This is a genomic window from Bacteroidetes bacterium SB0662_bin_6 (assembly GCA_009839485.1).
GTDB lineage: Bacteria > Bacteroidota > Rhodothermia > Rhodothermales > VXPQ01 > VXPQ01.
Genome location: VXPQ01000001.1, coordinates 82,075 through 106,680, shown reverse-complemented (window position 1 = coordinate 106,680; position 24,606 = coordinate 82,075). Strand labels below are relative to the sequence as shown.

The 24,606-nt window shown below is 60.2% G+C and carries 20 protein-coding genes; 11 read left to right on the top strand and 9 right to left on the bottom strand.

Annotated elements, in window-relative coordinates; translation table 11 throughout:
- The first annotated feature begins 439 nt into the window (after positions 1 to 439).
- On the top strand, positions 440 to 2,269 hold the full coding sequence (locus F4Y00_00385) for a T9SS type A sorting domain-containing protein (protein ID MYE03427.1): 1,830 nt from the start codon (positions 440 to 442) through the stop codon (positions 2,267 to 2,269).
- Positions 2,270 to 2,278: 9 nt separating this feature from the next.
- Here F4Y00_00385 and F4Y00_00380 read toward each other — a convergent pair whose 3' ends face one another.
- Both F4Y00_00380 and F4Y00_00375 read right to left on the bottom strand, forming a co-directional pair.
- On the bottom strand, positions 2,279 to 3,076 hold the full coding sequence (locus F4Y00_00380; GenBank protein ID MYE03426.1) for a TIGR02757 family protein: 798 nt from the start codon (positions 3,074 to 3,076) through the stop codon (positions 2,279 to 2,281).
- Positions 3,077 to 3,107: 31 nt separating this feature from the next.
- Positions 3,108 to 3,323, bottom strand: coding sequence for a hypothetical protein (locus tag F4Y00_00375; protein ID MYE03425.1), 216 nt, complete (start codon positions 3,321 to 3,323; stop codon positions 3,108 to 3,110).
- Positions 3,324 to 3,745: 422 nt separating this feature from the next.
- Here F4Y00_00375 and F4Y00_00370 point away from each other — a divergent pair, with 422 nt between their 5' ends.
- Together F4Y00_00370 and F4Y00_00365 are read left to right on the top strand one after the other, a co-directional pair.
- Positions 3,746 to 3,952, top strand: a complete 207-nt coding sequence (locus tag F4Y00_00370; protein MYE03424.1) for a type II toxin-antitoxin system HicA family toxin — start codon at positions 3,746 to 3,748, stop codon at positions 3,950 to 3,952.
- Positions 3,952 to 4,392 (top strand): type II toxin-antitoxin system HicB family antitoxin, encoded by a 441-nt coding sequence (locus F4Y00_00365; protein ID MYE03423.1) that lies wholly within the window; start codon positions 3,952 to 3,954, stop codon positions 4,390 to 4,392. The genes F4Y00_00370 and F4Y00_00365 overlap by 1 nt, the downstream gene beginning before the upstream one ends.
- A 105-nt stretch (positions 4,393 to 4,497) precedes the next feature.
- Here F4Y00_00365 and F4Y00_00360 read toward each other — a convergent pair whose 3' ends face one another.
- The 3 genes from F4Y00_00360 to F4Y00_00350 all read right to left on the bottom strand — a co-directional run bounded on the left by F4Y00_00360 (position 4,498) and on the right by F4Y00_00350 (position 9,583).
- The gene (locus tag F4Y00_00360; protein MYE03422.1) at positions 4,498 to 5,793 is read right to left on the bottom strand and encodes a T9SS type A sorting domain-containing protein; all 1,296 of its coding nucleotides are present in this window, start codon (positions 5,791 to 5,793) and stop codon (positions 4,498 to 4,500) included.
- Between the two features lie 189 nt (positions 5,794 to 5,982).
- On the bottom strand, positions 5,983 to 8,433 hold the full coding sequence (locus F4Y00_00355; protein MYE03421.1) for a T9SS type A sorting domain-containing protein: 2,451 nt from the start codon (positions 8,431 to 8,433) through the stop codon (positions 5,983 to 5,985).
- A gap of 217 nt (positions 8,434 to 8,650) precedes the next feature.
- Complete coding sequence (locus F4Y00_00350; protein ID MYE03420.1) at positions 8,651 to 9,583, bottom strand: tyrosine-type recombinase/integrase; 933 nt, start codon at positions 9,581 to 9,583, stop codon at positions 8,651 to 8,653.
- 438 nt (positions 9,584 to 10,021) lie between these two features.
- On the opposite strand from F4Y00_00350, the gene F4Y00_00345 reads away from it, so the two are divergent.
- Positions 10,022 to 10,360, top strand: a complete 339-nt coding sequence (locus F4Y00_00345; GenBank protein ID MYE03419.1) for a hypothetical protein — start codon at positions 10,022 to 10,024, stop codon at positions 10,358 to 10,360.
- A gap of 63 nt (positions 10,361 to 10,423) precedes the next feature.
- Here F4Y00_00345 and F4Y00_00340 read toward each other — a convergent pair whose 3' ends face one another.
- The gene (locus tag F4Y00_00340) at positions 10,424 to 11,257 is read right to left on the bottom strand and encodes a class I SAM-dependent methyltransferase (GenBank protein ID MYE03418.1); all 834 of its coding nucleotides are present in this window, start codon (positions 11,255 to 11,257) and stop codon (positions 10,424 to 10,426) included.
- Between the two features lie 328 nt (positions 11,258 to 11,585).
- On the opposite strand from F4Y00_00340, the gene F4Y00_00335 reads away from it, so the two are divergent.
- The 7 genes from F4Y00_00335 to F4Y00_00305 all read left to right on the top strand — a co-directional run bounded on the left by F4Y00_00335 (position 11,586) and on the right by F4Y00_00305 (position 21,075).
- The gene (locus F4Y00_00335) at positions 11,586 to 13,001 is read left to right on the top strand and encodes a hypothetical protein (GenBank protein MYE03417.1); all 1,416 of its coding nucleotides are present in this window, start codon (positions 11,586 to 11,588) and stop codon (positions 12,999 to 13,001) included.
- 342 nt (positions 13,002 to 13,343) lie between these two features.
- On the top strand, positions 13,344 to 14,627 hold the full coding sequence (locus F4Y00_00330) for a sugar isomerase (GenBank protein ID MYE03416.1): 1,284 nt from the start codon (positions 13,344 to 13,346) through the stop codon (positions 14,625 to 14,627).
- 10 nt (positions 14,628 to 14,637) lie between these two features.
- Positions 14,638 to 16,056, top strand: coding sequence for a rhamnulokinase (locus F4Y00_00325; GenBank protein ID MYE03415.1), 1,419 nt, complete (start codon positions 14,638 to 14,640; stop codon positions 16,054 to 16,056).
- Between the two features lie 53 nt (positions 16,057 to 16,109).
- Positions 16,110 to 18,269 (top strand): bifunctional rhamnulose-1-phosphate aldolase/short-chain dehydrogenase, encoded by a 2,160-nt coding sequence (locus F4Y00_00320; protein MYE03414.1) that lies wholly within the window; start codon positions 16,110 to 16,112, stop codon positions 18,267 to 18,269.
- On the top strand, positions 18,266 to 18,994 hold the full coding sequence (locus tag F4Y00_00315; GenBank protein ID MYE03413.1) for a (Fe-S)-binding protein: 729 nt from the start codon (positions 18,266 to 18,268) through the stop codon (positions 18,992 to 18,994). The genes F4Y00_00320 and F4Y00_00315 overlap by 4 nt, the downstream gene beginning before the upstream one ends.
- A complete protein-coding gene (locus tag F4Y00_00310; protein MYE03412.1) occupies positions 18,987 to 20,384 on the top strand; it encodes a lactate utilization protein in 1,398 nt (465 codons plus the stop codon). Before F4Y00_00315 ends, F4Y00_00310 begins: the two co-directional genes overlap by 8 nt.
- Positions 20,299 to 21,075, top strand: coding sequence for a hypothetical protein (locus F4Y00_00305; protein ID MYE03411.1), 777 nt, complete (start codon positions 20,299 to 20,301; stop codon positions 21,073 to 21,075). Before F4Y00_00310 ends, F4Y00_00305 begins: the two co-directional genes overlap by 86 nt.
- 12 nt (positions 21,076 to 21,087) lie before the next feature.
- Here F4Y00_00305 and F4Y00_00300 read toward each other — a convergent pair whose 3' ends face one another.
- The 3 genes from F4Y00_00300 to iolC form a co-directional block, all read right to left on the bottom strand.
- Positions 21,088 to 22,455: a hypothetical protein gene (locus F4Y00_00300; protein ID MYE03410.1), complete on the bottom strand. Its 1,368-nt coding sequence runs from the start codon at positions 22,453 to 22,455 to the stop codon at positions 21,088 to 21,090.
- A gap of 199 nt (positions 22,456 to 22,654) precedes the next feature.
- Positions 22,655 to 23,776 carry a tagatose 1,6-diphosphate aldolase gene (locus tag F4Y00_00295; protein ID MYE03409.1) on the bottom strand — a complete coding sequence of 374 codons (1,122 nt, stop codon included), beginning with the start codon at positions 23,774 to 23,776 and terminating at the stop codon, positions 22,655 to 22,657.
- Positions 23,650 to 24,579 (bottom strand): 5-dehydro-2-deoxygluconokinase, encoded by a 930-nt coding sequence (gene iolC / locus F4Y00_00290; protein MYE03408.1) that lies wholly within the window; start codon positions 24,577 to 24,579, stop codon positions 23,650 to 23,652. Before iolC ends, F4Y00_00295 begins: the two co-directional genes overlap by 127 nt.
- Between the last annotated feature and the right edge of the window lie 27 nt (positions 24,580 to 24,606).

Genomic DNA, 24,606 nt, shown 5'->3' with positions numbered 1-24,606 from the left:
TTCGTTGATAAATACGCCAACTGATTTTGTAACCCCCTCGGGGAATTTGATCCGCAGCGCCCCCGCGGCCTTGCGCCGGGGGGGGCCTTGTGTGTTTGATAAAGGCGCTCCCGTCGCAACGCTACTTAAATCAAAGTAGAATGAAGAATCTTCGAATCTTCATTCTCGCAGCAAAATCACCTGCATAGTATTGTGCCCTGTTTATACATAAGTGTTAAATTTGCCCCCAGCCTCATTTCCCACCCGTTCGCCTCTGTACGAAAAGCCTGAATAATATATCGGGTACACAGAGAAATTGTCATTCTGCAATTCGCAACGAACCCGTAGGGGCTGAACGGTGGTATCTCCCGCAACCTGGCGAACCCGTGTCTGGGGTAGCCCTGTACCAAACTCCATTCCGGTCGTTTTTCCATCACGGACGTTCTGCATTACATTCACCTTGCTGACGGTGCTTGCAACCAGCCCGGCCATGCGTGCGCACGCCACGGAAGTCGAGCATCGGCACGACGGCAATGACGAAAGGCTTGCATCCACACTGGCCGTCGCTGTCCCCGGCGCGCCGACCAACTTTACGGCGACAGCCTCTGGAACGAATACGATCAATCTTTCATGGACTGCGCCAACGAACAACGGCGGAAAGGCCATTACCGGATACCGGATCGAGGCATTCTCGATGTACGAAAGCAATCTCGGTACAGTAAGCTCAGACTCAGAGGAGGGGGGAGATTGGCGCACACTGGTGAAAGATACCGGAGATACCAACCTGTCCTATAGCCATACCGGGCTCTCGCCCAATACGGTGGTGAAATACCGGGTCCGGGCAATCAACGACGATGGCGTAAGCGAACCATCGAACGAGGACGAAGCCAGGACGGGCCTGCTCGGCGGCGGTACGGCGCCGACAATCACTTCGGTGACCGTGAACGACACCGAGATGGAGATAACCTTCGATCAGAACCTGGATGCCAATTCGATGCCGGGCGAAGTCTTTTTCCCGGTAAAGGTCTCTGGCAACGGGGGTGACTATCGTGTGCAGGACGTGGCGATACAGGGCGCCAAGGTCACGCTCACACTGGCGGAAAACAATGGAATAAATCATGGCCAGACGCTGCATGTTCGTTATTACCAGCCAACGTACATAGAGGAAGACGTTTTTCTGCCGACATCCGGCGGCCTGAAGAGCCCGGCCGGGAATCCGGTCGAGAAAACTATGTGGAAAAGCGTGACCAACAACACCCCGCCAAGAATCACGCTGGCGCTGAATCCGGTATCGATTAATGAGAATGGCGGCACGGCCACCCTGACGGCGACCATACCCTCTGCCATAACGGAGGCGAAGAGCCTGACGCTCACTCTGGAACCGGTAGCTCCGGCGGTGGACACTTCCCTGACGATAAGCGGAACCACCCTGAATCTTGCCCAGAACGCAACGACGAGCACCGAGACATTGACGATCACGGCAACGGACAACGCGGTAAAGGAAGGGCACAAGACCGTGCGGATAAGGGTACTGCGGGAAAATTATCCGATTAATGAGGTCGCGGCGAAGCCTTTCACCGTAGACCTGACGATCATCGATGACGAAAGTCCGCCGCCGCTGCCGCCCACACTGTCTACACCGTCCACACCGCTCGAGTTGACCCCGGAAGCGCCGATGTACTTGAGGGATACTCCCGGTAACGAACAGGTGACACTGACATGGGACCCTCCGTTTTATGACACGGGGGATATCACCGGATACGCGTACCGGTACAAGGAAAGTGACCAAACCTTTGGCTTCGACGCTCCTGCAACCTGGAACGATATCCCCGGTGGAGCAAGCGCCCGCAGTTATACGGTCACAGGCCTTACGAACGGGTTGGTGTACATATTCGAGGTGCGGGCGGAGAACCCGAGTGGAGGAGGAGTTTCTGCAAGAACTACTGTCCGTCTGCCCCGGTCAGAGAGTCAGTCATTAATGGCAGGGAACCCCGCGCCCGTGAACACAGAAAACGAAGAACTGCCTACCGAGGCAGCACTCCTTGGCAACTATCCGAACCCGTTCAATCCGCAGACGACCATCGACTATGCGCTGCCGCAGACAGGTGATGTGAGCCTTGTCGTGTACGACATGCTCGGTCGCGAAGTGGATGTGCTCATTGACGGTCCGCAGACCGCTGGCCGGCACACGGTGCGCTTCGACGCGAACCATCTGCCGAACGGCGCCTACATATATTGCCTTGTGGCTGGCGACAAGACGATTACACGCACAATGGTTCTGGTCAAATAAGCGGCAATTTCACCAGTCAATCGGCTCGCCCAAGTCGGGCGCACCGTAAGCGCCTATGCCGAAAAAGGCGAAATCGTAGCGCGCAGGATCCTCTGCGCACAGATGCCGGCAGTTTTCCGTCAACTCGATACAGGCTTTCCAGTCGTTGCTCTTGCGCGTGAGCATACTTAGACGGCGGGCTTCCCGCCCCGAATGCACATCCAGCGGGAGCATGAGTTGATCCGGCGCGATGTGGTTCCACAGGTTCATGTCCACCGGCCCCGGGCGCACCATCCACCGCAAGTACATGTTCAGCCGCTTACAGGCGCTTCCCGTTGCAGGACGCGCAAGGTGTTTTGCAAGGCGTGGCGGGGTATCCGGATGCGCGGACAGAACCGATTCGCTGAACCCCTGTATGGCCGGTCCGACATGGGTGGCGGAGATCGGTAGGTATCGCACAAAGAGTTCCTCCATCGTTTGGTGCCGGCGCAGCAGGATACTCAGGTTATTTGTGAGCCAGAAAAGATCCTCCGGCTGAAATGTCCGGTGCCTGAATCCATACAGGCGGTCGGCATCCCGTGCTCCGTCGAACCCTCGGACGAATGCATAGGGGCGAAAATGCATCCGCTCGCAGAGATCGTTCATCTTCGCCAGCACGGTCTCCCGGCGGCCCCAAGCGAGCAGGGCGGCATATAGGCCGATAACCTCCCGATCGCGTGGATCGTCGAACCCGTGAGGGATGGAGATGGGATCCTTGTCGATAAAGGCCGGCCGCTCGAAATGACTAACGAGCCGCTCAAGGTAATGATGCGTAGTGCCGGGGATCATGCGGTGAGATGATCAACCCAGGTATTTCAGATTATGCCGCACCGAGCTTCGATTCGATGTTGCCCACCCGCTTGTTCATCTGCTCAAACCGCTTGTTCATCTGCTCAAACCGCTTGTTCATCTGCTCAAACCTTCCGACAAGGTTGCCTACGTCCCGATGCAAGGTGCTTACACTATGCAGCAGCCAGCCCAGAAGAACGGGTACCGATAGACTCAACGTGGCAAATACGATTTGGAGGGTGTCCATGGTCTCGGAGACGGTTTAAAAGTCATCCAACATCCAGACATTGTCTGGAATAATATATGTCATTGACCAGTAAGGTCCCGAACAAATTTCCGGTGGGGCCATCTTCAGAATCGCCCCCTGAAGAATCAGTGCAGGTGCAACCGGAAAACCGGCCATCGCTCTATAGACTCTTTGCCGGCCCAAACATAACTCCGGCAGCACCAAAAACTTGCGGGCACCCATTACTTATGTAATCGAGCACGCTTGCACGTATTCCACCGCCGCATGTGACATTCGCCGGACACATTTTTTGAAAAATCTGGAGTTATATCTGGCGGGACCATGCATCTATATGCATGGGGTCGGGTTTCGGAGTGATTCTGAGCATTGACACACCATTTTTAAGGCATTTTCTATTGACAATCGTACATAAAGGTGCGAATTTGACGGGTGCTGAATTTCTCAGGCGAGCCAGACGCTATGCTAAACGACATGGCAAAGCGTATCACTATGACCCGAGGCAAGGAAAGGGAAGCCATGGAATCCTGTACGTTGGCGATCATCGCACGACGGTCAAGCGAGGTGAATTGGCGACGGGCACGTTTCGCAACATGCTGAAGCAACTCGATATTCCAAAGGAGGATTTCTGATGCAGTATGCATACCCGTGTGTATTGACCCCCGAAGCAAATGGCGGGTTCTCGGTCTCCTTCCCGGATGTGTCCGAGGCGCTTACCAGCGGCGGCGACCACGCCGAGGCACTGGCCATGGCGGAGGATGCCCTCGTAGCTGCATTGGGCGCATACATTCAATGCCGCGAAGATATCCCTTCGCCCAGTCCTGTTATCGCTGGTCAGAGGCGTATTGCCGTTCGGTCCATTGTCGCCGCCAAACTGGCTCTTTACTCGGCGATGCGGGCACAGCGTATCACAAAAACCGAACTTGCCCGCCGCATGGGACTGAGCGAAGGCGCTATCCGAAAGTTGCTTAATCTCGATCACCGTTCCCATATCGGACAAGTCGAACGAGCGTTGCGTATGGTCGGGCGCAGTCTGGTCATTTCCGACGAACCTGCATTACAACTTAACTGATCGGGATCGCGTATTTCACCGCCGCCACAAACACACAAGGCCTCCGCTGCCTTTCGGCAACAGGGGCCTTGCGAGTATAAGCCGAGAGGCATTCTCCCCCTTGGCTTATTTGGCCAGAACCATTGTGCGCGTAATCGTCTTGTCGCCAGCGATCAGGCGGTACACGTAGGTGCCGTTCGGCAGGTGGTTCGCGCCGAAGCGCACCGTGTGCCGGCCAGCGGCCTGCGGACCGTCCATGAGCACATCCACTTCGCGCCCCAGCATATCGTACACGACAAGGCTCACGTCGCCTGCCTGCGGCAGCGCGTAGTCGATGGTCGTCTGCGGATTGAACGGGTTCGGATAGTTCTGCGAAAGCGCGACTTCCGTCGGAAGCTCCGCGCCCTCCGTACCCGTGGTAACACCTTCGCATGGATCACTCATATCCACGCCATCGCAAGACACCACCGTGATGGTCGTCGTCACCGAAGCCTTGTAGCCCTCACGGTCTATCGCCGAGACCGTCACGGTCGCCGAGTTGGCGCCGACAGGCGTAACCGTCAGCGTACCCGCGACAGGATCCAGCACGAGGCGCATGGCCGACGTGTACACATCGTTTTCCATGCTCAGGCGATCATAGCGATGATCGGCTACCACATCCTCTACGCCCATACTGAACAACAACCCGCCCGGAATCGGATCGTTATCGGCAACGTTCGGATCGATGAAGAGCGGTATATAGTCCCCTTCTTCCTTTTCGCCCGTGAGATTCCGCAGATGTATTACCAGTGAAGGGGTGCCCGTCCTCAGCCGGAAGCCGGAGGCCAGAATGCCATGCACAACGGGATCCGCATTCACGATCGGCTTCCTGGCTGTCTCGACCGTCAGGTCGAAGTACACGGGGACACTGGTCTGGTCACGGGTGTTCGTAGCCGTGACCTTAACGCGGGTGGTCTCGGTGTCCTCCCGCCAGATCGGGGTAATCGTCACGATACTTCCGTCCACCGTTATCGTTGCGATCTCGTCCTCCTGCTCCAGCGTATACGTCAGCCCCCCGCTGGTGAGGTCCGAAAAAGCTTTCGGATTGCCAATCGCATCGCCGTTCAGATCTTCCAGGTCGAACGTGATGGCTGTTGAGTCCGCTATTACTTTCTTGTCCCCAATGGGGGTATCCGGCACCGGCACGGTCCTGGCTGCGACCGCCGCGGGAACTCCGGAATGACCCACGCCGCCCCCCGTCACATCCGTTAGCGCAACCTCCGCCGTCGCGGACCCCACACTCAGGAAGCCCGCAAGCAACAGACAAACCGCAAAGCGCCCGGCGAATGCGCCGCCGCTCGCGGAAAACCGCAAGCCGTTCCGGGCCTGCGCCCCGGCGCGTGCGCGGTCGATTGCATTGAATTTCCGGAAAAAGAATGCCATGGCGTACGTTCAGGTAATAGTGACGAATGTACCACCATGCCAAAGCCTTGTTCTCAATAATTTCAAAAAGCCCCGCTCTGGCTTCCATCCTATAAAATACCCGCCACAAACACACAAGGCCCCCGCCGCCTTTCGGCAACGGGGGCCTTGCTGAGCATAAGCCGAGAGGGGTTAACTCTCTCTTGTCGCTTATTTGACAAGAACCATTGTGCGCGTAATCGTCTTGTCGCCAGCGATCAGGCGGTACACGTAGGTGCCGTTCGGCAGGTGGTTCGCGCCGAAGCGCACCGTGTGCCGGCCAGCGGCCTGCGGACCGTCCATGAGCACATCCACTTCGCGCCCCAGCATATCGTACACGACAAGGCTCACGTCGCCTGCCTGCGGCAGCGCGTAGTCGATGGTCGTCTGCGGATTGAACGGGTTCGGATAGTTCTGCGAAAGCTCGACTTCCGTCGGAAGCTCCGCGTCTTCCGCGCTCACGCCCGAAACAACCATCACCGGTATGGTGACCGAAGCCGATTTGTTTGCACGGTTCGTCGCCGTAAGCGTAACCACAGCCGAATTTGCGCCGAGCGGCGTGACCTTCAGCATGGCGGCCTGCGGATCGAGATTGACGATCATGGCCGACGTGATCACGTTGTTCGCGGTGCTTGCAGGCGATTTGAAATCGGCCTCCACTCCCAGTACGTACAGCAACCCGCCGGGAAGCGTACCGTGATCCGGGTACGGATTCATAAAGACGGGGCCGAGCACCAGGGGCATGGTCGCATCTGCCGGATTCGGAATCATCACATTGGCCAGATTCACCGTCATCGCAGGATCGCCTGTGTTCAGCGTGAGCGTAAAGCCTGTCGCAAGAGCAGCCTGCACCGCCTCGCTGACAATGGGAGCAATGGCGTGGGTAACTTTCACGTCGATCTCACGGTGGAAGGTTTCTCCCAGATTGTTTTCCGCCGTAACCGTCGCCTTGGCCGTTTTGGCATCCTTTTCGCCATGCCAAACCGGGGCAAACGTGATCACGGAACCGTCCACGCTGGCCATGGCGATCGGCTTATCCAGTTCCACCGTGTAGGTCAACCCGCCTTCCGTAGCATCTTCGAAGGCTGCCTGGGCGTCGGCCTTATCGGCATCGAGATCCGCCAGATTCACCATCTCCGGATCGCCGTCGGCAACCAGTTCAACCTCCTCAATGTCATTATCCGTAGGCTTGGGCGTCGTTTTGGTGATCACCGTAATCGTGAACGAATACGATGCGCCCATGGAGTAATCCGGCTCGCTGGCTATACTTTCACCCTCATCATTGGTATCGCCATCATCGTTTTTATCTTGCGTGCACGCATCAGCTACAAACGAAACAGGAGTACCATCAAACCCGTCAGCACATTTGTACTGGTTCGTAGCACTCACCGTGACCTCAACCTTGCCCGTCGAACGGATGTCGGTTATATCGAACGTGGCAGTGGGACCCGGAGCGTCCGGATCGTCCCCGGTCTGCGTGACGGACGCAACCAAAGCCGGGGCGACAATGGTATACGAGGCGTCGTTTGCATCCGTCACGTACGCGCTGTTATCAGCTTTGGCGACGACAGAATAGTATACAGCCTGGGTGTTCTCACCCATAGAAAATCCATTCGCCAAATTGATCTCCGACAAATCAGCCGTGGTAGAGGTATCGTTCTCACGATATATCTTGTCGTCTTCCTTATTGTCATTGACGTAATAATTCTGCGCTGCCTCCACCGCGCCCAGGTCGATCTGCAACCTGGCGTATTCGCCCCGGGAGTCCGTCGCTATCAACCACACCTTGGTCGCATCATCTGCACGCGCATCGCCTGTAAGGGCAATGGTCAACGTCGTACCGCTTAGCGTTGCGGTTACAACGGCTACGTCGATCATGTCCGAACTGGGAGAGGCACCATCTGCTTCAACCGCTTTCCAGTTTTTAGCCTTCTTCACCGGATCCGCCTTGACGCTGTATGCAAGGGTGATGTCATTGGGATCGTTGAAAAGATCGTCGATATCCTTGATCTGCATGGACGGCTTGTCTCTCACCGTCAACATCACCGTGCTGTGCACATGCGGAGCGGTTACTTCCTCGTTGTACCCCGTGGCGTCATTATCGTCACTGGTGCCCATGAGATACGGAGAACCACTCGACATGATTTCGAACTCGATGGGCGTACCGTTATTAGTACCGTCTGCTCCGGTGGTAAGGTCCTGATCAGGATTCGGAGCCAAAGCCAGTTTGACTTTGCCCGCCGAAAGTGGAGTAACGGTCAGGTTGTCGCTATTAACTACCACATGGGCATGCGTACCCGCGACGAAATTGGTGTGACTCGAGGGGGTGACACCGTCTCCATCGTTAAGCACGTAATGATGGACTCCGGTGGCGGAGGAGGCGCCTTCACTTGTAAGGCTAAGCGTAGCGCTTCCGCCCCCTACGCGAAGAATTATGGGCTGTTGCTGCGCTGTCTGCGCCACTGCGGAGCCCACACCCAGGAAGCCCGCAAGCAACAGGCAAACCACCACAAGGCGGCCGGTGAAAGCGATGCCGCTTGCGGGAGACCGCAAGCCGCTTCGGGCCCGCGTCTCTGTGCGAGTGCGGTTGATCGCATTGAATTTCTGAAGCAAGAACGTCATGGCTTATGCTCAATGTTGGTTAAAATGACGCGCCACTCTCACAGAGAATGGTCATTTTGTTATGGGTGGGTGTGTCCAGGCAGGTGTACGCGCTCAGTGTGTTCCCATAAGGGCACTTGATGGAAATGATGCCGTGCCGAAGCCCTCTTCAAAAGAAAGCCCCGCTCCGGATAACCGGGGCGGGGCTTCTTTCTCATGCAATACCGCAGAACAGGGATTATATCCCTATAAAGTCGGCCGCGGAGTTGTTGAGTTTGTCGCGCTGGTGAATGTAGCGCAAGGTGGTGTTGATGTTTTTGTGCCGCGCATGGATCTGCACCTGATGGAGGGTTGCGCCCGCTTCCAGGGCAAGCGTGCATCCCGTATGCCTGAGCGTATGCGTGGATATTTCGGGAGGCAGGCCGGCTCGCTTTGCCGCTTTCTTGATAATGTTGCATATCTGCCGCGTACACAGCCGTTTGCCTTTCGTTCGGCCTTCCATCGATCTCCAGAGCGGCCCGGATTCGATCCCGTAAAATGTCTGCATTTCCTGTATTTCCTTGATCACATGCGCAGGGACCTTCACGAATTGATCGGCGCCGCCCTTCGTTTCCGGCAGGTCTATGACCCAATGCCCATCCAGACTTCGGATGTGCTCCACGTTCATGGCGCCCATTTCGGAGCGCCGGAGCAGACAGTTGAGAAGCGTTAGTACAATCGCGTGATTGCGCTTGGCCGTATTGCAGCGGTCGTGGAAGGGGCTAACCAGTGTTGCGTCCAGCAGGCGCTGAGATTCTTCTTTCGACAAGGCGAATATTTTTCGCTGTGCTCTGCCCCCTTTCTTCCACCTTCGGATAAGGTGCTTGTTCGCAGGATTTTTGCGAATGACGTCGATGGCGCAAAGCCAGTCGAAGAAGATTATTATGGAGGTTACGAACCCTTCGACGGTAGCCGGCGCGAGCACGTTTTCGGCTTTTTCGATTTGCCTGTTAACGTACTCGGTGGTGATCGCTGCCGCTTCTTTCATGGTCACTGACTCCACTCCGAAGAATCTGCTCAGGTGATAACGGTAAATACGAACCGTATTGGGGCGTTCGTATTTCGAAAGAAATCGGCTGATCAGATTGGTATCGGCATGGATATGGGTCGCTTGCGGGGCTTGGGTGGTCATAGCTATTTCCGGGTTTGTTTTTTTGTGATGCGGACACTTCTTTCCTGTTGCAGGAAAGCGTTCGTACAAACCAGGTTTCGTGTTGCCGGGATTATGTTTGGGCCAGCGGAGAGTCTATGGAGCGACGACCGGTTTTCCGGTTGCGCCCGCACTGATTCCCGGCGATCGTACGCAGGTACCCGGAATTTGAGTCGCTGGAGGCGGCGCAGGAGCGATGCAAATTGAAACGAGCAGGTTGACCAGGGAAAAACCAACCGATGTGGGGGTTAATCTTTCTTTTCAGGAGTATATTGACAAGGAAATAACATCTAAAATATCCGAAGTAGAGAAAGTGTTCTGGAGAGGGATAGCCACGCGTCTCGCAATTGCCTGGGTTTCCGCACTTGGGGCTGTTGCGGCAGCGATCCTTTCGTTCTTTGTGTCTTAACCCGTGTTGTCATGAAAGACAAAGAGAAAATGATAATTAACATTCCGCCCGATTTTGTGCGGTTAACGGGTGAAAAGGCGCGTATGTTCAGAGACAAATTCGCCTGGGAGATGGTTGCGAGAGAGTCGGATGGCGGGCCTGACCGGGCCAGGATTTTAGCCAGGTCGGAGCAGTTTGTAATCAAGCTGTATTTGAAGGGCGAGCAGATGTACTACGATGTGGGAGTAGACCAGAATGAAGAATCGTTTGTAGCCATTGATCCTGTTTGTGCGGCCCGCCTTTTGGGCGAGGCTGTTCCATTTATGCAGATGAAGGCGCCCAATCCCGGGATGCAATATTCTACGGCATGAGATAGATGCCCGTACGTTTTTCGTGCTGCCGGGATTATGTTTGGACTGGTCGCACCATCCGTATCACCCCACCCGTGCGTACGCCGTCACATGCGGCGGCAGGAGGAGGGGGCGTTTTGAGGTCTTCACCTCCTGCTTAAGGCGTTCTTCCAGCGTGTCCAGACCCACTTCTTCCGCGGTCGTAATGCCGAATTGTTCGAAGAGCGGCAGGAAACTTGCGAATGCCTGCACGGCGTACGGGTAGCCGGTCCACGTATCCGCGCCGCCCAGGAGTGCTTCGTAGTGCATCATCGGGGCGGGCAGGCCGGCGTCCACGAAGGCGCGGTACAGGCCGAAGCCCATGTCTACAGAGGCCCCGGATTGCTCGAACACCGCAATGACCCAGTCCTTGATCTGGTTCAGCAGAGGCGTTTCCGGGTGTTCGAAGGTGCGGTATCGGGCTAAGTCCGCCTCCTGAAACGCGACAATGCCGCCGGGGCGAAGGCGCTGCACGAATCCTCTCACGGCTTCCGTGGGATCGGCCATGTACATGAGCACGAGCCGGCCCACCACGGCGTCGAAATCGTTTCCGATGTCCAGCGTACGGGCGTCGCCCGCCACGAATTCGACGTGTTCGTGTCCGGCGGCTTCGGCGCGCGCCCGGGCGGTTTCTACGATATCCGGGTTCATGTCCACGCCGATCACGCGGCCTTCCGGGCCGACGATTCCGGCAACGGCGAGCGACACGTCTCCGGCGCCGCTGCCGACGTCCAGCACCTTCATACCCGGAGCGATGCCGGCTTCCCTGAAAAAGCGAAGGGTGATGCCCTCGTAGAGCAGCGACTGGGAAATGAGGCGCTCGGTTTCTCCCTCGCTGCGTCCCATGGTGTAGATCGGGTCGGCATTCGTGTTGGTCATGGTGTGTACAGGTGCTGAAAATCGTAAGAAAAGAGCGGTTTGATGAGGCTTGAACCCTGCCGCTCGTCAGGGAATCAATTTCGCCGGTGGATCGATGCGTTGTTAATTATTGAACCGAACCGACAGGCCTATCCTGCTAAAATGCTGTGCACAGGGCAGGAATGTCAAGTAAAAACTATGTGAGGAATGCCGTTGCGGAATTCGTGGTTCGGTATCGTATTTTGGGCATGCCGTGTTTTCGGAAGAGGTTGTTTGCGGGGTTTCTGCAATGTGTTGATTGGAATACCCTTTTTCCGTGATTCGCCCGCGCCATATCCAGGCCTGTTCCATGACGGATTCTTCCCCCGGAAGCACTCTTGCCGCCCGCCTCGACGCGATCAACGAATTCGATCGGGAGCCGGTCTCCGAAGACCGCCTGAGGGGGCCGGGCGGGTTTATCGGGTTGTATGCCGGCGAGCATGTGGCGGGCACCGAATTCGTGATCGGGCCGCTTTTCGTGGCACATGGCGTAGCGACGGGCGATCTGCTGCTGGGCCTGCTGGTGGGAAATTTGCTGGCTGTATTGTCGTGGGCTTTTCTGTGCGCGCCCATCGGCACAAGGACCCGGCTGAATCTGTACTGGCACCTGCGGAAGATCACCGGTCCCAATCTGCTTTTCGCCTACAATATCGTCAACGCCCTGATGTTCTGTTTTCTGGCGGGGGCGATGATTTCCGTGGCGGCCACGGCGGTGGGCATTCCGTTCGATATGCCCATGCCGGGCCTGAGCGACCTGTATCCCAACAGCGCCGCATGGGTGGTGACGGTGCTGGCGGTCGGAAGCGTGGTGACCGTGCTCGCCGTGCTCGGGTTCGACAGGATTGCACGCTTTTCCAAGATCGCTTCGCCGTGGTTGCTGCTCGTGTTTCTGGCTGCGGGGCTGGCCGTACTGCCGGAGTTGGGGGTGCGGTCGTTCGAGGATCTGCGGACCGTGGCGAACGAGAAGATATGGACGGGCGTGCCGGTGGAAGGCCGCGTCCGGTTCACCTTCTGGCATGTAACGTTTTTTGCCTGGTTTGCGAACATGGCCATGCATATAGGCATGGCGGACCTGACCATTCTGCGGTACGCCAGAAAATGGCAGTACGGTTTCGCCAGCGCCTTCGGGATGTATCTCGGACATTACATGGCCTGGGTGGCGTCGGGCGTGCTGGTGGCGCTGGCTATTCAGCAGGGGGGCGAAGTGGCGCCCGGCCCGATTGCGTGGCTCGGAGCGGGAATCGCGGGGTTGATCGCCGTGGTGGTGGCCGGGTGGACTACGGCGAACCCGACGATTTACCGCGCCGGGCTGGCCATGCAGACCATCACTCCGAACTGGAAGCGCTGGAAGGTGACCCTCGCGGTGGGAGGGGTTACGACCGTGGCGGCCCTGTTTCCCGCGCTGATGATGCGCCTGCTTGACTTTGTGGCGCTCTACGGGCTCATTCTGATGCCGATGGGGGCGGTGATTTTCGCCGATTTCTGGATTCTGCCGAAGATGGGTCTGCGCTCCGGATACGCCGGCTGGAAACAGATCGCTTTCGACTGGCCCGCTGCGTTGACATGGATAGGGACGCTGGCCGCCTGCCGGTTGATGCATGTGATCTGGGGATGGGATATATTTTTTCTGGGCCTGCCCGGCTGGTTCATCGCAACGGGTTTGTTTATCGGGCTTAGCGTGATCCGGCAACGATCGGGTCGGGCGTCTCCTGCCGCGCAATCGTAACGTTTCCGCCTTGCATCATCGTTTCATCATACAGCGATTCGTCGCCCTGTACGCAATCATACGCCAATGACCACCGTGCTGAAAATACTGTCGTACAGCGGCCTTGCCCTGACGGTCGTTCCGGCTGTGCTGGTGCTTGCGGGCGTGCTTTCCTGGCGCACGCATGCGGTGCTTATGCTTGTGGGCGCCGTGCTCTGGTTTTCGACCGCCTCGTTCTGGATGGGCCGCGCCGATGCTTCCTGACAGGAGCCGGCAGCATACGCGCTGCGCCATGCCGGCAAGGTCCGCATTTTACCTCCCCCATAGTTTACCTTCCTGTTTCATTCCTATTGTCCTGACGCCATGATGACACCGGATCAGATCGACGCTTCGAACCGGGAATGCGACGAAGCCTGGCGCAGCGACTATGCGCATCTCGACGAACAACTGCGCCGCCGCGGCCTGGACCCTGATGCGGTCGTGGAGCAGGTGGCTGCTTTTGAGGTGGCGGTGCCCTCGTGGGCCCTGGGGACCGGCGGCACGCGGTTCGGGCGTTTTCCGGGCGGGGGCGAGCCGCGCGACGTATTCGAGAAAATGCAGGATGTGTCCGTGGTGCGCCGGCTCACCGGCTCGGCCTCGCGGATATCGCTCCACATTCCCTGGGACGAACCCGACGATCCGCAGGCCCTGCGGGAGCAGGCCGCGGCGCTTGGGCTTGCATTCGATGCCGTAAACTCGAACACCTTTCAGGATCAGGCCGGTCAGACGGTTAGCTACAAGTTCGGATCGTTCCAGCACACGGATCCCTCGGTGCGCAAACAAGCGGTGGCGCACAATCTGCATGTGGTCGAAGTGGGCGCCGCGCTGGGTTCGAACGCGCTGACGATCTGGCTGGGCGACGGGGCCAATTATCCGGGACAGACGCATTTGCGCAAGGCCTACGAGCGGGTACGGGATTGTCTGGCGGACGTGTACGAGGCGATGCCTTCGGACTGGAACCTGTTCATCGAACACAAGCCGTTCGAACCGGCGTTCTACGCCACGGTGGTGTCCGACTGGGGATCGTCGCTTATGCTGGCGCGGGAGACGGGGGAGCGGGCGTCGTGTCTGGTCGATCTGGGGCACCATCTCCCGAATGTGAATGTCGAGCAGGTGGTGGCGCGCCTCATCACGGCGGGCAGACTGGGCGGTTTTCATTTCAACGATGCGAAGTACGGAGACGATGATCTCACATCCGGCTCCATCAAACCCTACCAGTTATTTCTTATATTCAACGAATTGGCGGATGCCCTTGCGGACGGCGCGCTGCCCGCGAGCCCTTCGTACATGATCGACCAGAGCCATAACGTGAAGGATCCGGTCGAAGCGCTTCTGCAAACGGTGGACCGGCTGCAGAAATCCTGGGCCCGCGCGCTTATCGTGCGGCGCGATGCGCTGGCGCATTACCAGGAAACGAACGATGTGCTGATGGCCGAGGAGACGCTCCGGGAAGCCTACGAGACGGATGTGAGTGCATTGGCGGCGGCCGCTCGCAAACGTCTTGGGGGCGCCATCGACCCTGTGGGCGCGTTCCGGGCCTCACGGTACCGTGAGCAGGTTTCCGAGGCGCGCACCGGCGCCGCGTACGTTCCGCCGCAAAGCCTCTGATCGTAACCGGATGCACACCGGCGGCCCTATGCGGGAACGGGCACAACATATGCTTGCCGTGGACCTTGGCGCTGCGAGTGGGCGCGTCGTGTTGGGCCGGTTCGACGGGGAGCGTGTGGAGATGCAGGAAGTGCACCGTTTCGGGACGCCCATCGTGGAGGGAGACGGGCATATCCGGTGGGATATCCACGCCATGGAGGAGGAGATACGGATCGGGCTGCAGGCTGCGCTGGCCGAGGCGCCCGGGGTTCGCTCGGTTTCCGTGGACTCATGGGGCGTCGATTATGTGTTGCTCGATGCAGACGGATCTCCGGTTGGTTTACCGTATTGCTACCGGGATCATCGCCTCGACGGAGTGATGGAGACGGTATTTGAAACGGTGCCGCCGGAGGATATTTACGAATGCACCGGCATCTACTCCTGGCCGTTCAACACGCTGTACCAGTGGGTGGCCGATTCCGAAGAAGGTCTGCAAGCGGCGCATTGCCTCATGATGGCCGATTATTTCAACCACCGGCTTGGAGGCAGGCGGGCTGTCGAAGTGTCGCTGGCCAGCACCACGCAGATGATGGATGTGCATACGAGGGAGTGGGCGGCCCCGCTCATGCGGACAGTCGGTCTCGATCCCGTTCGGTGGCCCGAAATCGTTCCGTCGGGCACGATCCTCGGGTCGGTGCATGGTCATCCGGACATCGCGGTCATTGCCACATGCAGTCACGACACCGCGCTGGCTGTAGCGGCTGCCCCGGCGGTCGATCCGGATGCGGCATGGGCCTATATCAGTTGCGGGACCTGGTCGCTTTTCGGGGTGGAACGCGCTACGCCTGTGGTGACGGCCGAGGCGCTCGCCGCCGGGTTCACAAACGAGGCGGGGCTGGACGGTTCCATCCGCCTGCTCAAGAACCTGACCGGTCTGTGGGTGTTGCAGGAATGCGCGCGCGAGTGGGGGGGCGTGGCGTGGGATGCGCTGGAAGAGGAGGCTCGCGCAGCGCCCTCTATGGGTGTCGTGGTGGACCTGGAGGATCCGCGTTTTCTGCACCGCGACGGCATGGAAGAACGCCTGCTGGACACGCTGCGTGAAAACGGATCGCCGCTTCCGGCCTCGCGCGGCGCGTTATGCCGCCTGATCGTGGAGAGCATTGCGGATAGCTACCGCCGGGCGCTCATCGATCTGGAACGGGTGACGGGAGAGCGTATCGATGTGCTGCACCTCATGGGCGGGGGGTCGCAGAACAGCCTGCTGTGCGTATTGACGGCGCAGGCGTGCAACCGGCCTGTGGCGGCCGGCCCCGTCGAAGCGACGGCGCTTGGCAATGCGCTGATCCAGCTCAGAACGCTGGGCGCCCTGCCTCAGGGGGTTTCCCTGCGCGAGGTGTCCGCCCGCTCCTGTAATGTGCGCGCGTATCGGCCCAGCGGTCAGGTTTTGTAGGAGGTGATATCGCAAATTGCGCCTTTTTTACTCCATTTTTGCACATAGCCGTTATGAACAACCCTTCCGAATCCCCGAATTTCCTGCATGTAGAGGACCAGTGGGACGAGGCCGTGGCCGCCGGGCTGGACGGACTGGGCCGCCTCGTGTATCGCTCGAATCTGCTGGGCAGCGACCGGCGCTTCACGAATACCGGGGGCGGCAACACGTCGTCGAAGATCATGGAGCGGGACCCGGTTACGGGCGAGGAGGTGGAGGTGTTATGGGTCAAAGGGTCCGGCGGTGATCTGGGTAGCGCGGGCAGGGAAAACTTTGCTTCCCTGTACCAGCATAAACTGCTTGCCCTGCAGGAGACCTATGCGCGGTTTCCGGACCGGGGCCTGAAGACACAGGCGGAGGATGCGATGCCTGCGATGTATTCGCATGCCGTGTTCAATCTGAACCGGCGGGCGCCCAGCATCGACACGCCTCTGCACGGGTTCGTACCGTATCGGCATGTGGATCACATGCACCCGGTGGCCGCCATCGCCATCGCCACGGCGGACAACGGCGCCGAGTTGACGCGCGAGGCGTACGGCGGCGAGGTGATATGGGTGGACTGGAAACGGCCTGGATTCGAGTTGGGCCTCGACATGCAGCGCGTCTGCGAGGAATACCCGGAGGCGAAGGGGGTGATGCTGGGCGGGCACGGCCTTATCAACTGGGCCGACGACGACAGGGAGTGTTACTTGCTCACGCTCCGCCTGATGGACCGGGCGGAGCAATTCGTGGCCGAGCGTACCGCCGGGAAAACCCCGTTCGGAGGCGAAAAGTACGAGGCGCTTTCCGAGGCGGAGCGCAGCGCCGTGCTGGCGGACCTGCTTCCCTGGCTGCGCGGGCGGCTGAGCCGGGACCGGAAGGTGATCGCTACGGTCGATACGTCGAAAGAGGTGCTTGAATTTGTGAATTCCCGCGAGGCGTCCCGGCTCGCCGAACTCGGCACGTCGTGCCCCGATCACTTTCTGCGCACGAAAATCAAGCCGTTGTACGTGGATCGGCATCCCGCGGACGGGAGTCCCGATGCGCTCAGGGAGCATCTCGACGAGGCGCTGTCCGGCTACGCGGACGACTACGCGGCCTATTATGAGGCGTGCCGTCACCCGGATTCCCCGGCGATGCGCAGCGCCTTGCCGTCGGTGCTGCTTCTTCCGGGCGTTGGCATGATCGGATGGGGCAAGAGCAGGCGGGAGAGTGGTCTTGCCGCGGAGTTTTACGCTGCCGCCATACATGTTATGCGCGGTGCGGAAGCGATTGGCGCGTATACGGCGCTGCCCCGGCAGGAAGCCTTCGATATCGAATACTGGGCGCTGGAGGAGGCGAAGCTGCAGCGCATGCCTCCCGAGAAAGAGCTGGCGCGCGAGGTGGCGGTCGTTGTGGGGGCAGGCAGCGGGATAGGGGTCGCGGTGGCGCAGCGTCTTGCGGACGAGGGGGCGGTAGTGGCGGCGGTCGATCTGGACGAAAGCGCGGCCCGCGCCACGGCGCAGGGAATGCGCGGTACGGATGCGGACCATGTGCTTGCTTTTGGCGCTGACATCACGGACCGGGCGTCGGTGCGCAGCGTGTTGCAGCAAGTGGTGCTGGCCTGCGGGGGGATAGACCATGTGGTGGTCACGGCCGGGCTGTATCCGACCCCGGATGCCGGGGGCGATATCCCCGATACGGCCTGGGCCCGTGCGTTCGGCGTGAATGTGACCGGCTCCTGGATCGTGGCGGACGAGGCGGCCCGGATTTGGTCGGCGCAGGACCTGCCGGGGAGCCTCGTGCTGACGACGAGCGCCAATGCCGTGGTCGTCAAGTCGGGAAGCCTTGCCTACGACACGAGCAAGGCCGCCGCAAACCATCTCGTGCGCGAACTGGCCATGCGCCTGGCGCCGAAGATTCGCGTCAACGCCGTGGCGCCTGCGACGGTCCTCGGCGGGAGCGCCATGTTTCCGAGGGATCGCGTCATGGATTCGCTGGCCCGGTACGGATTGCCCTGCGAGGAAGGGGAGGATACGGACACGCTGCGTCGCCGGCTGGCGGATTTCTATGCAGAGCGTACGCTTACTCGCCAGACCATTTTCGTCGAAGATCAGGCCGAGGCCGTTTTTCTGCTGGCGAGCCGCCGTCTGGGTAAAACCACCGGGCAGATTCTTCAAGTGGACGGCGGGTTGCCGGAGGCGTTCCTGCGATGAAGGTCGGCCTGTTCGTGCCCTGTTATATCGACCAGTTCTACCCGCGGGTGGCGGTCGCGACGCTCGAATTGCTGGAGCGTCTCGGGTGTGACGTGGCGTACCCCCGCGAGCAGACGTGCTGCGGCCAGCCGATGGCGAATTCCGGGTGCGCAGAGGACGCCGAGGCGACGCACCGGCATACTGCCGCCTGCTTCCGGGAATTCGATTACGTGGTAGGGCCTTCGGGGAGTTGCGTGTTGCACCTGAGGGAGCATGTCGAGCAGACGGACACCGTCCGGTATTACGAATTGTGCCAGTTTCTTGTGGAAGTGTTGCAGGTGGACCGCCTGCATGCGTCCTTTTCCGGTCGGGTGGGTCTGCATGCCTCCTGCCATGGGCTCCGGGGGCTGCGCCTGGCAAGTTCGTCAGAGCGCCGCGAGCCGCCGTTCGATCATGTGGCGCATCTTCTGGGCATGATAGACGGGCTGGACCTGGTGGGTCTGAGCCGCCCGGACGAGTGTTGCGGATTCGGAGGGATCTTTGCGGTGCAGGAAGAAGCGGTTTCGGTCCGGATGGGCGCCGATCGCCTCGACGACCACTTGCGGCATGGCGTAGAGGTCATCACAGGCGCCGATATGTCCTGTCTGATGCATCTCGATGGGCTCATCCGCCGGCGGGACATGCCGTTGCGGGTGCTGCATGTGGCCGAGATTCTGAACGGAAGTGCGGAGGCGCATCATGCATGACGCTGCACAGCATGCCGGTCCCGTCGATCATTCCGACCGGGCGGCGCGCTTCAATGCCGATAGCGAGCAGGTAACCTGGCACGATTCCGTGCTCTGGCGCATCCGTGAAAAGCGTGATGCGGTTTCGGAGAATGTGGAAGGGTGGGAACGGCTGCGTGAGCTTGCCTCGCAGATCAAGGAACACACGCTGTCGAAACTGGACGAATATCTGGTTGAGTTCGAAGCCTGCGCCACGGCGAACGGCGTGCAGGTCCACTGGGCCTCGGACGCGGAGGCGCACAACCGCATCGTGTACGATTTGCTGGAAGCGCGGGGGGTCCGCCGCGTGGTCAAGAGCAAGTCCATGCTGACGGAGGAATGCCACCTGAACCCGTATCTCGAAGCGCGCGGTCTCGAAGTCGTGGATACGGATCTGGGTGAACGCATCGTGCAGCTCAGGGAGGAGCCTCCCAGTCATCTTGTGGCGCCGGCGATACATATCCGGAGAGAGGAGATTTCCGTACTGTTTCACGAGAAGCTGGGCACGCCCGCAGGATCGTCCGATCCGCAGTTTCTGGCCGGAGCCATGCGCCAGGATCTGCGCGCCCGTTTCCTGAGCGCCGACGCCGCGATCACAGGCGTCAATTTCGCGGTGGCCGCCACCGGCGGGCTGGTGGTGGTGACCAACGAGGGGAATGCGGACCTGGGGGTGCATCTGGCGCCGGTACACATTGCCTGCATGGGCATCGAGAAACTTATTCCGCAACCGGAGCACCTGAGCGTTTTTCTGCGCCTCTTGTCCCGCAGCGCCACCGGGCAGCCTCTTTCCATCTACACGTCGCATTTTCACCGTCCGGCGCCGGGTGGCGAACTCCATATTGTGCTCGTGGACAACGGGCGCACGCGCCATTTGGCGCGGGAGGATTTTCGTGCTTCGCTCAAGTGCATACGGTGCGGGGCGTGCCTGAACACCTGCCCGGTGTACCGGCGCAGCGGGGGTCATAGCTACGGAGCCACGCCATCCGGTCCGATCGGGGCGATTCTGGCGCCCGGCAGGGATATGAAGCAGTACGCTGCGCTCCCGTTCGCCTCGTCGCTGTGCGGTTCGTGCAGCGACGTATGCCCGGTCAAGATCGATATCCATGCCCAGCTCTACCGGTGGCGTCAGGTGGCGGTGCGCGAGGGGCATATTTCCCGGGGCAAACGCCTGGGGATGAAAATGGCCGGATGGATTACCCGGCGGCCGGGCCGGTACCGGCTGGCGGGCCGGTTGGCCCGGAGTTTTCTGCGGTATGCGCCGCGCCGCCTGGTCTACACGCGCTGGAATGCCTGGGGACGGGCGCGGGAGCTTCCGGAACGTCCCGGCCGGTCGTTTGGCGAATGGTATGCCGCGGAGCGGGGGAAGGAATGAAACGAAAGGAACACGATTGCGCCTTGGGCGGATGTATGATCCATTGTCCCGAAGGCGCCGCAAAAAGATGAGCCGAAAGCGCCGACATAACGCTTTAGACAGGGCCGAACATGGATCCCCGGCCCGCCAAGCCATTCTTGATGCGGTGCGCCGCGCCGGACTGCCGTCCGTGCCCCTTCCGGCCATCACCGGCGTGCGGGATCCCGATACAGGCGATCAGGTTTCCCGGTTCATGGTCTCGGTGGAGGCCGCTGCCGCAGCCGTACAGATCGTGGAGACGGGCGGCGTGGAGGCGGCGGTGCGGGAGCGCTTCCCGGAGGCCGCTTTCATCGCGGCGACGGCTCCGGCGTGGTCCTTCGACCGGATCGACGCCCACACCGATACGCACACCATGGCCCGGCTCGACGTGCTGGTGTGCCCCGGCGAATTCGGCGTGGCGGAGAACGGGGCCGTATGGCTGGGCGAATCCGCGATGGGGTCGCGGGCGGCCCCGTTTCTGACGCAGCACCTGATGCTTGTGCTGGACAAAAACGCCATTGTGCCGGACATGCACGCAGCCTATGATCGCCTCGATGTGGCCCGGGAGGGCTATGGCGTGTTTGTCGCGGGCCCGTCCAAGACCGCCGACATCGAACAAGCCCTGGTAATCGGGGCGCACGGCCCCCGCAGCCTCACCGTGCTGCTTACATAGGGTACGCTGCCATTATGCCCGGAACGGCGCCAGATGCTTCTCGAAATGCCGCCGGACGCCTTCCCGGTGTGCATCGGTGTGCTCGGTAAGTACCGCATACACCTCGTCGTAGTATGTTTCGAGGACCGCGCCGAACGCCACATGAACTACCTGTCGGGCGTGATGATCGTCGAGCAGGGTCGGCAGGGCGCCATCGTCCACGTCCGGGATCCGTTCGATGCGCCCGTCCAGATGGTAGCTCTGGCGGTTCGTAGCATACCCGTCCACGGCCAGGTCCAGAATGCGGCGGAAGAGGCCCGGCGCGCACTTTGCGATGACGCGCAAGGCCTCCAGCCAACTGGTGCCGGAGGTTTTGACATGGACGTATTCCGGCGTGCGCCGCTGGATATACGGGTAGATGGCCAGTTTGTCGCTGCCGGAATGCACGCTCAGTTTGTAGGGGCCGAGTGATTCCGCAATGGCGGCATGGGTGGCGTAGTCCTTGTCGAACGCGTCCACATCGCCCACATAATCCACGCCCTTGTAAAAATCTCCGACGAATCGGGGGGCAAGGCCGATGAAGTCGATACCGAGCCGGTGCAGTTCCAGCGTAATGAAGCGGTGTTGCTCCGGAGTGGTGGGCGTGTCCGTTTCGTCGACCGAGACCTCGAGATCGAAGGGGATTGCGCCGAAGCGGCTGCGCAGGTGTGCATGGAGCCGGGCCGTTTGCGCCAGCGCCGCGCCGTACTTGACCGCGGCCCGCAGGTAGGCTTCTTCAGAGAATGTATCCGCCGCCTGCCCGATTACGTAAAGATTGCGATGGTCCTTCGGATTGCTTTGCAGGATATCCCAGGGCAGTTCGGCCAGATGCTGCTGTAGCGCAGCGCTGTTCTCCGTATCGGCGGCGGGGTACACGTATTGCCCCGGGTCGAGCGTGAAGCCGATGAAGCCCGCGTCGATGCACCGGTCGATTTCCGCCTCGGTCTTGACATGGTCGGCGTCGCAGCCGAATCCGCCCCGGTATCCGGTTTCGAGCACGGCCCAGGTAACATCGTCCATGACCTGTTGGGGGCTGCGCCGGGCCCGCGCCATTTCACGCATGGATTGCTGCGGGAGAACCGGAAAGAAGCCGCTTTCCTGCACGGCTTCGAGCGCGTCGAGGTGTCCGGGTGTGGCGATACCCAGCCGGTCTCCGAACCCGAACGATTTGCGCAGACCTGTGAGTTCCGGCGCCGTCCATGGGAGCGTCTCCCGAAGGGCCCGGGCATTGTGCGCATTGAGGGGACCGTGCAGTCCGTTTGCGGCTCGTTCGCCCTGGAATCCGTTCGGTGCGTCTCCGGCAATGTGCAGCAGGCGCTCGGCGCCGCGCCGGATGATGGTGAAGGTATTTTGCGTCGCCATCCTGTTACCGATTGATATAGGTTATTGATATAGGAACCTCTGATTAAATCCGCATGGACGAGGACCTTGGGACGCGTCTTCTCTCAAAACATAAACGTGCGGTTGGCCGCGGGTTTGCAGGATATCCCGGGCCCTATGTTTTGTTCGAATGCGCGTCCCAAGGTCCCTGTTCTCGGTTGCGATTTTGCAGACCGGGGCGTTACGACCGGGCATGCCAGGGGGTCCCGTACCGGTTGCACAGCGCAGCAAGGGTTTCCATACGCTTGCGGGCAGTGGTCTTCATGAAAGTATCCAGGGCCTCGCCTTCCAATGACACCCCCTCGCCCCAGACGGCCCGCCCCGCAATGACTCCGCTGGCCCCGGCCCGGCACGCTGCCTCCGCCTGTTTGGCGAACAATTCGAACGATACGCCCCCGCTCAATAGCGTCCACGGGACCGTGCAGGCTTCGTCGAGGTCCCGGAGCGCCGGTTTCCAGGTATCCGGGGACACATCGGGATTCAGGGGGAAGGGCACTTTCAGCACATCCACGCTGCGTTGCGAAAAATGCCGTGCGGTTTCCACCGTGACCTGTGTGCGTTCCTCATTGGAAAGGGTCTGGTCGGGTTTGAGCGAGCAGGCCACCGGTTCCAGAAAGAACGGCAGGCTGCAGGCGCGGCACTGTGCCCCGATCCGGTCGACCAGTTCCGTTTGCGCGCGGGCTCGCGCGGATTCCGGGTGAAAAAACAACAGCAGTTTGGCCCCATTGCCGCCGGAACGGACGATTTCCTCTACCCCCCAGTTTTCGATGAATTTCGTTTCCCGGCGGCTTGGATGCGCGCTGTAGTCGGTGATTTCCAGGGGGGCAAGGAGGCCGAATTCGCTTTCGGGGTTGCCGGGCATATCCGCGGGCATATTTTCGAGAGCAAGGAAGCCATAATCCGGATCGGCCAGCACGGCGCTGTACGAACCGGCAAGTCCTTGGATCGCCGCCCGCTTGAATGTCAGGAGGTCCTGTCTGCTTACAGGGCGGCCCCGTGCGGTGGCCATATCCTCTGCAAGATTGGCCCGGTGATCGATGGCGAGTATGGTAAACACCCCTTCTGCTCCCGCACACCGGCTCAAATGCCGCTCGATCGCAAGGCGCGCCGCGGGCCGGTCCTTGGGATTTTCGTCCTTGCGGGTTTCCTCGTCTGCCCGAATGAATGCAGTCCCCATCAGAATCCCCCTTGCTCCTCGATAAAGGAAACTGCTTCGTCCTGCGTGGGCATGTCGTTCGCGCAGGCATGGCGCGTCACGATGATGGCTCCGGTAGCGTTGCCGAACCGGGCGCATTTCTCCCATGTCCATCCCTGCAAAAAGGCGTAGACGAATCCGGCGGCCCAGGCGTCCCCGGCGCCAAGCACATTGAGTATCTCCACGGAAAACGGGGCCGCGCGATGCACGCCTCCGTCTTTGGTATACACCTCCGAGCCCCTTTCCCCCCGCTTGACGGCGACGGCGCGCTGCACCAGATCGAGCAGTACGGGTACGGCCTCCTCGACACTGGGCCGGTCGGCCGCGGCGGTGATTTCGTCCTCGGTTCCGATGGCGATGTCCACGAGAGGGAGGGCGTTGCGAAGATGTTTGCCGAAGGCGTCAAGGTCCGCCCAGAGCGTGGGCCGCCGGTCTATATCGAGGATGATTTCGGCGCCTGCCGCGCGGGCGAGCTCCATAGCGTGCAGCGTGGCGCTTCGGGCGGGCTCGCCGCTGAACCGGGTCCCCGCCACGAACAGCGCGTTCGCATCGTCGAAAGCGATCGGAGCAATATCCTCTGCCGTCATGTGCATATCGGCCGGATCGGGGCGGTAGTACACGAGCGGGAACGTGTCGGGGGGGAGGATGCTCAGAAAAGCCAGCCCGGTCAAGTGCTCCGGATCGCGGACGACATACCGGGTATCGACGCCTTCTTTCGTCAGAAAGTCGATCAGGCCGTCGCTCAAGCCATCCGTGCCGATCCGGGAGGCCATCGCCACACGCAGGCCCAGCCGGGCCGCGCCGGTGGCAAAGTTGGTCGGGCATCCCCCGGCATAGACACTGAAATGCCGTACGCGGGACAGTTCCACGCCGATCTCGTCGGCGTACAGGTCGATCGCCAGCCGCCCCAGGCTGATGACGTCAAACGTTCGTTCGGA

Coding starts and splice junctions, on each gene's coding strand:
- F4Y00_00340 (MYE03418.1), bottom strand. CDS start 11,257: ATGACCAACACGAATGCCGACCCGATCTACACCATGGGACGCAGCGAG.
- F4Y00_00350 (MYE03420.1), bottom strand. CDS start 9,583: ATGACCACCCAAGCCCCGCAAGCGACCCATATCCATGCCGATACCAAT.
- F4Y00_00360 (MYE03422.1), bottom strand. CDS start 5,793: ATGGCATTCTTTTTCCGGAAATTCAATGCAATCGACCGCGCACGCGCC.
- F4Y00_00345 (MYE03419.1), top strand. CDS start 10,022: ATGAAAGACAAAGAGAAAATGATAATTAACATTCCGCCCGATTTTGTG.
- F4Y00_00300 (MYE03410.1), bottom strand. CDS start 22,455: ATGGCGACGCAAAATACCTTCACCATCATCCGGCGCGGCGCCGAGCGC.
- F4Y00_00320 (MYE03414.1), top strand. CDS start 16,110: ATGAACAACCCTTCCGAATCCCCGAATTTCCTGCATGTAGAGGACCAG.
- F4Y00_00330 (MYE03416.1), top strand. CDS start 13,344: ATGATGACACCGGATCAGATCGACGCTTCGAACCGGGAATGCGACGAA.
- F4Y00_00305 (MYE03411.1), top strand. CDS start 20,299: ATGCCTGGGGACGGGCGCGGGAGCTTCCGGAACGTCCCGGCCGGTCGT.
- F4Y00_00315 (MYE03413.1), top strand. CDS start 18,266: ATGAAGGTCGGCCTGTTCGTGCCCTGTTATATCGACCAGTTCTACCCG.
- F4Y00_00325 (MYE03415.1), top strand. CDS start 14,638: ATGCACACCGGCGGCCCTATGCGGGAACGGGCACAACATATGCTTGCC.
- F4Y00_00310 (MYE03412.1), top strand. CDS start 18,987: ATGCATGACGCTGCACAGCATGCCGGTCCCGTCGATCATTCCGACCGG.
- F4Y00_00365 (MYE03423.1), top strand. CDS start 3,952: ATGCAGTATGCATACCCGTGTGTATTGACCCCCGAAGCAAATGGCGGG.
- F4Y00_00375 (MYE03425.1), bottom strand. CDS start 3,323: ATGGACACCCTCCAAATCGTATTTGCCACGTTGAGTCTATCGGTACCC.
- F4Y00_00380 (MYE03426.1), bottom strand. CDS start 3,076: ATGATCCCCGGCACTACGCATCATTACCTTGAGCGGCTCGTTAGTCAT.
- F4Y00_00355 (MYE03421.1), bottom strand. CDS start 8,433: ATGACGTTCTTGCTTCAGAAATTCAATGCGATCAACCGCACTCGCACA.
- F4Y00_00335 (MYE03417.1), top strand. CDS start 11,586: ATGACGGATTCTTCCCCCGGAAGCACTCTTGCCGCCCGCCTCGACGCG.
- F4Y00_00295 (MYE03409.1), bottom strand. CDS start 23,776: ATGGGAGAAATGCGCCCGGTTCGGCAACGCTACCGGAGCCATCATCGT.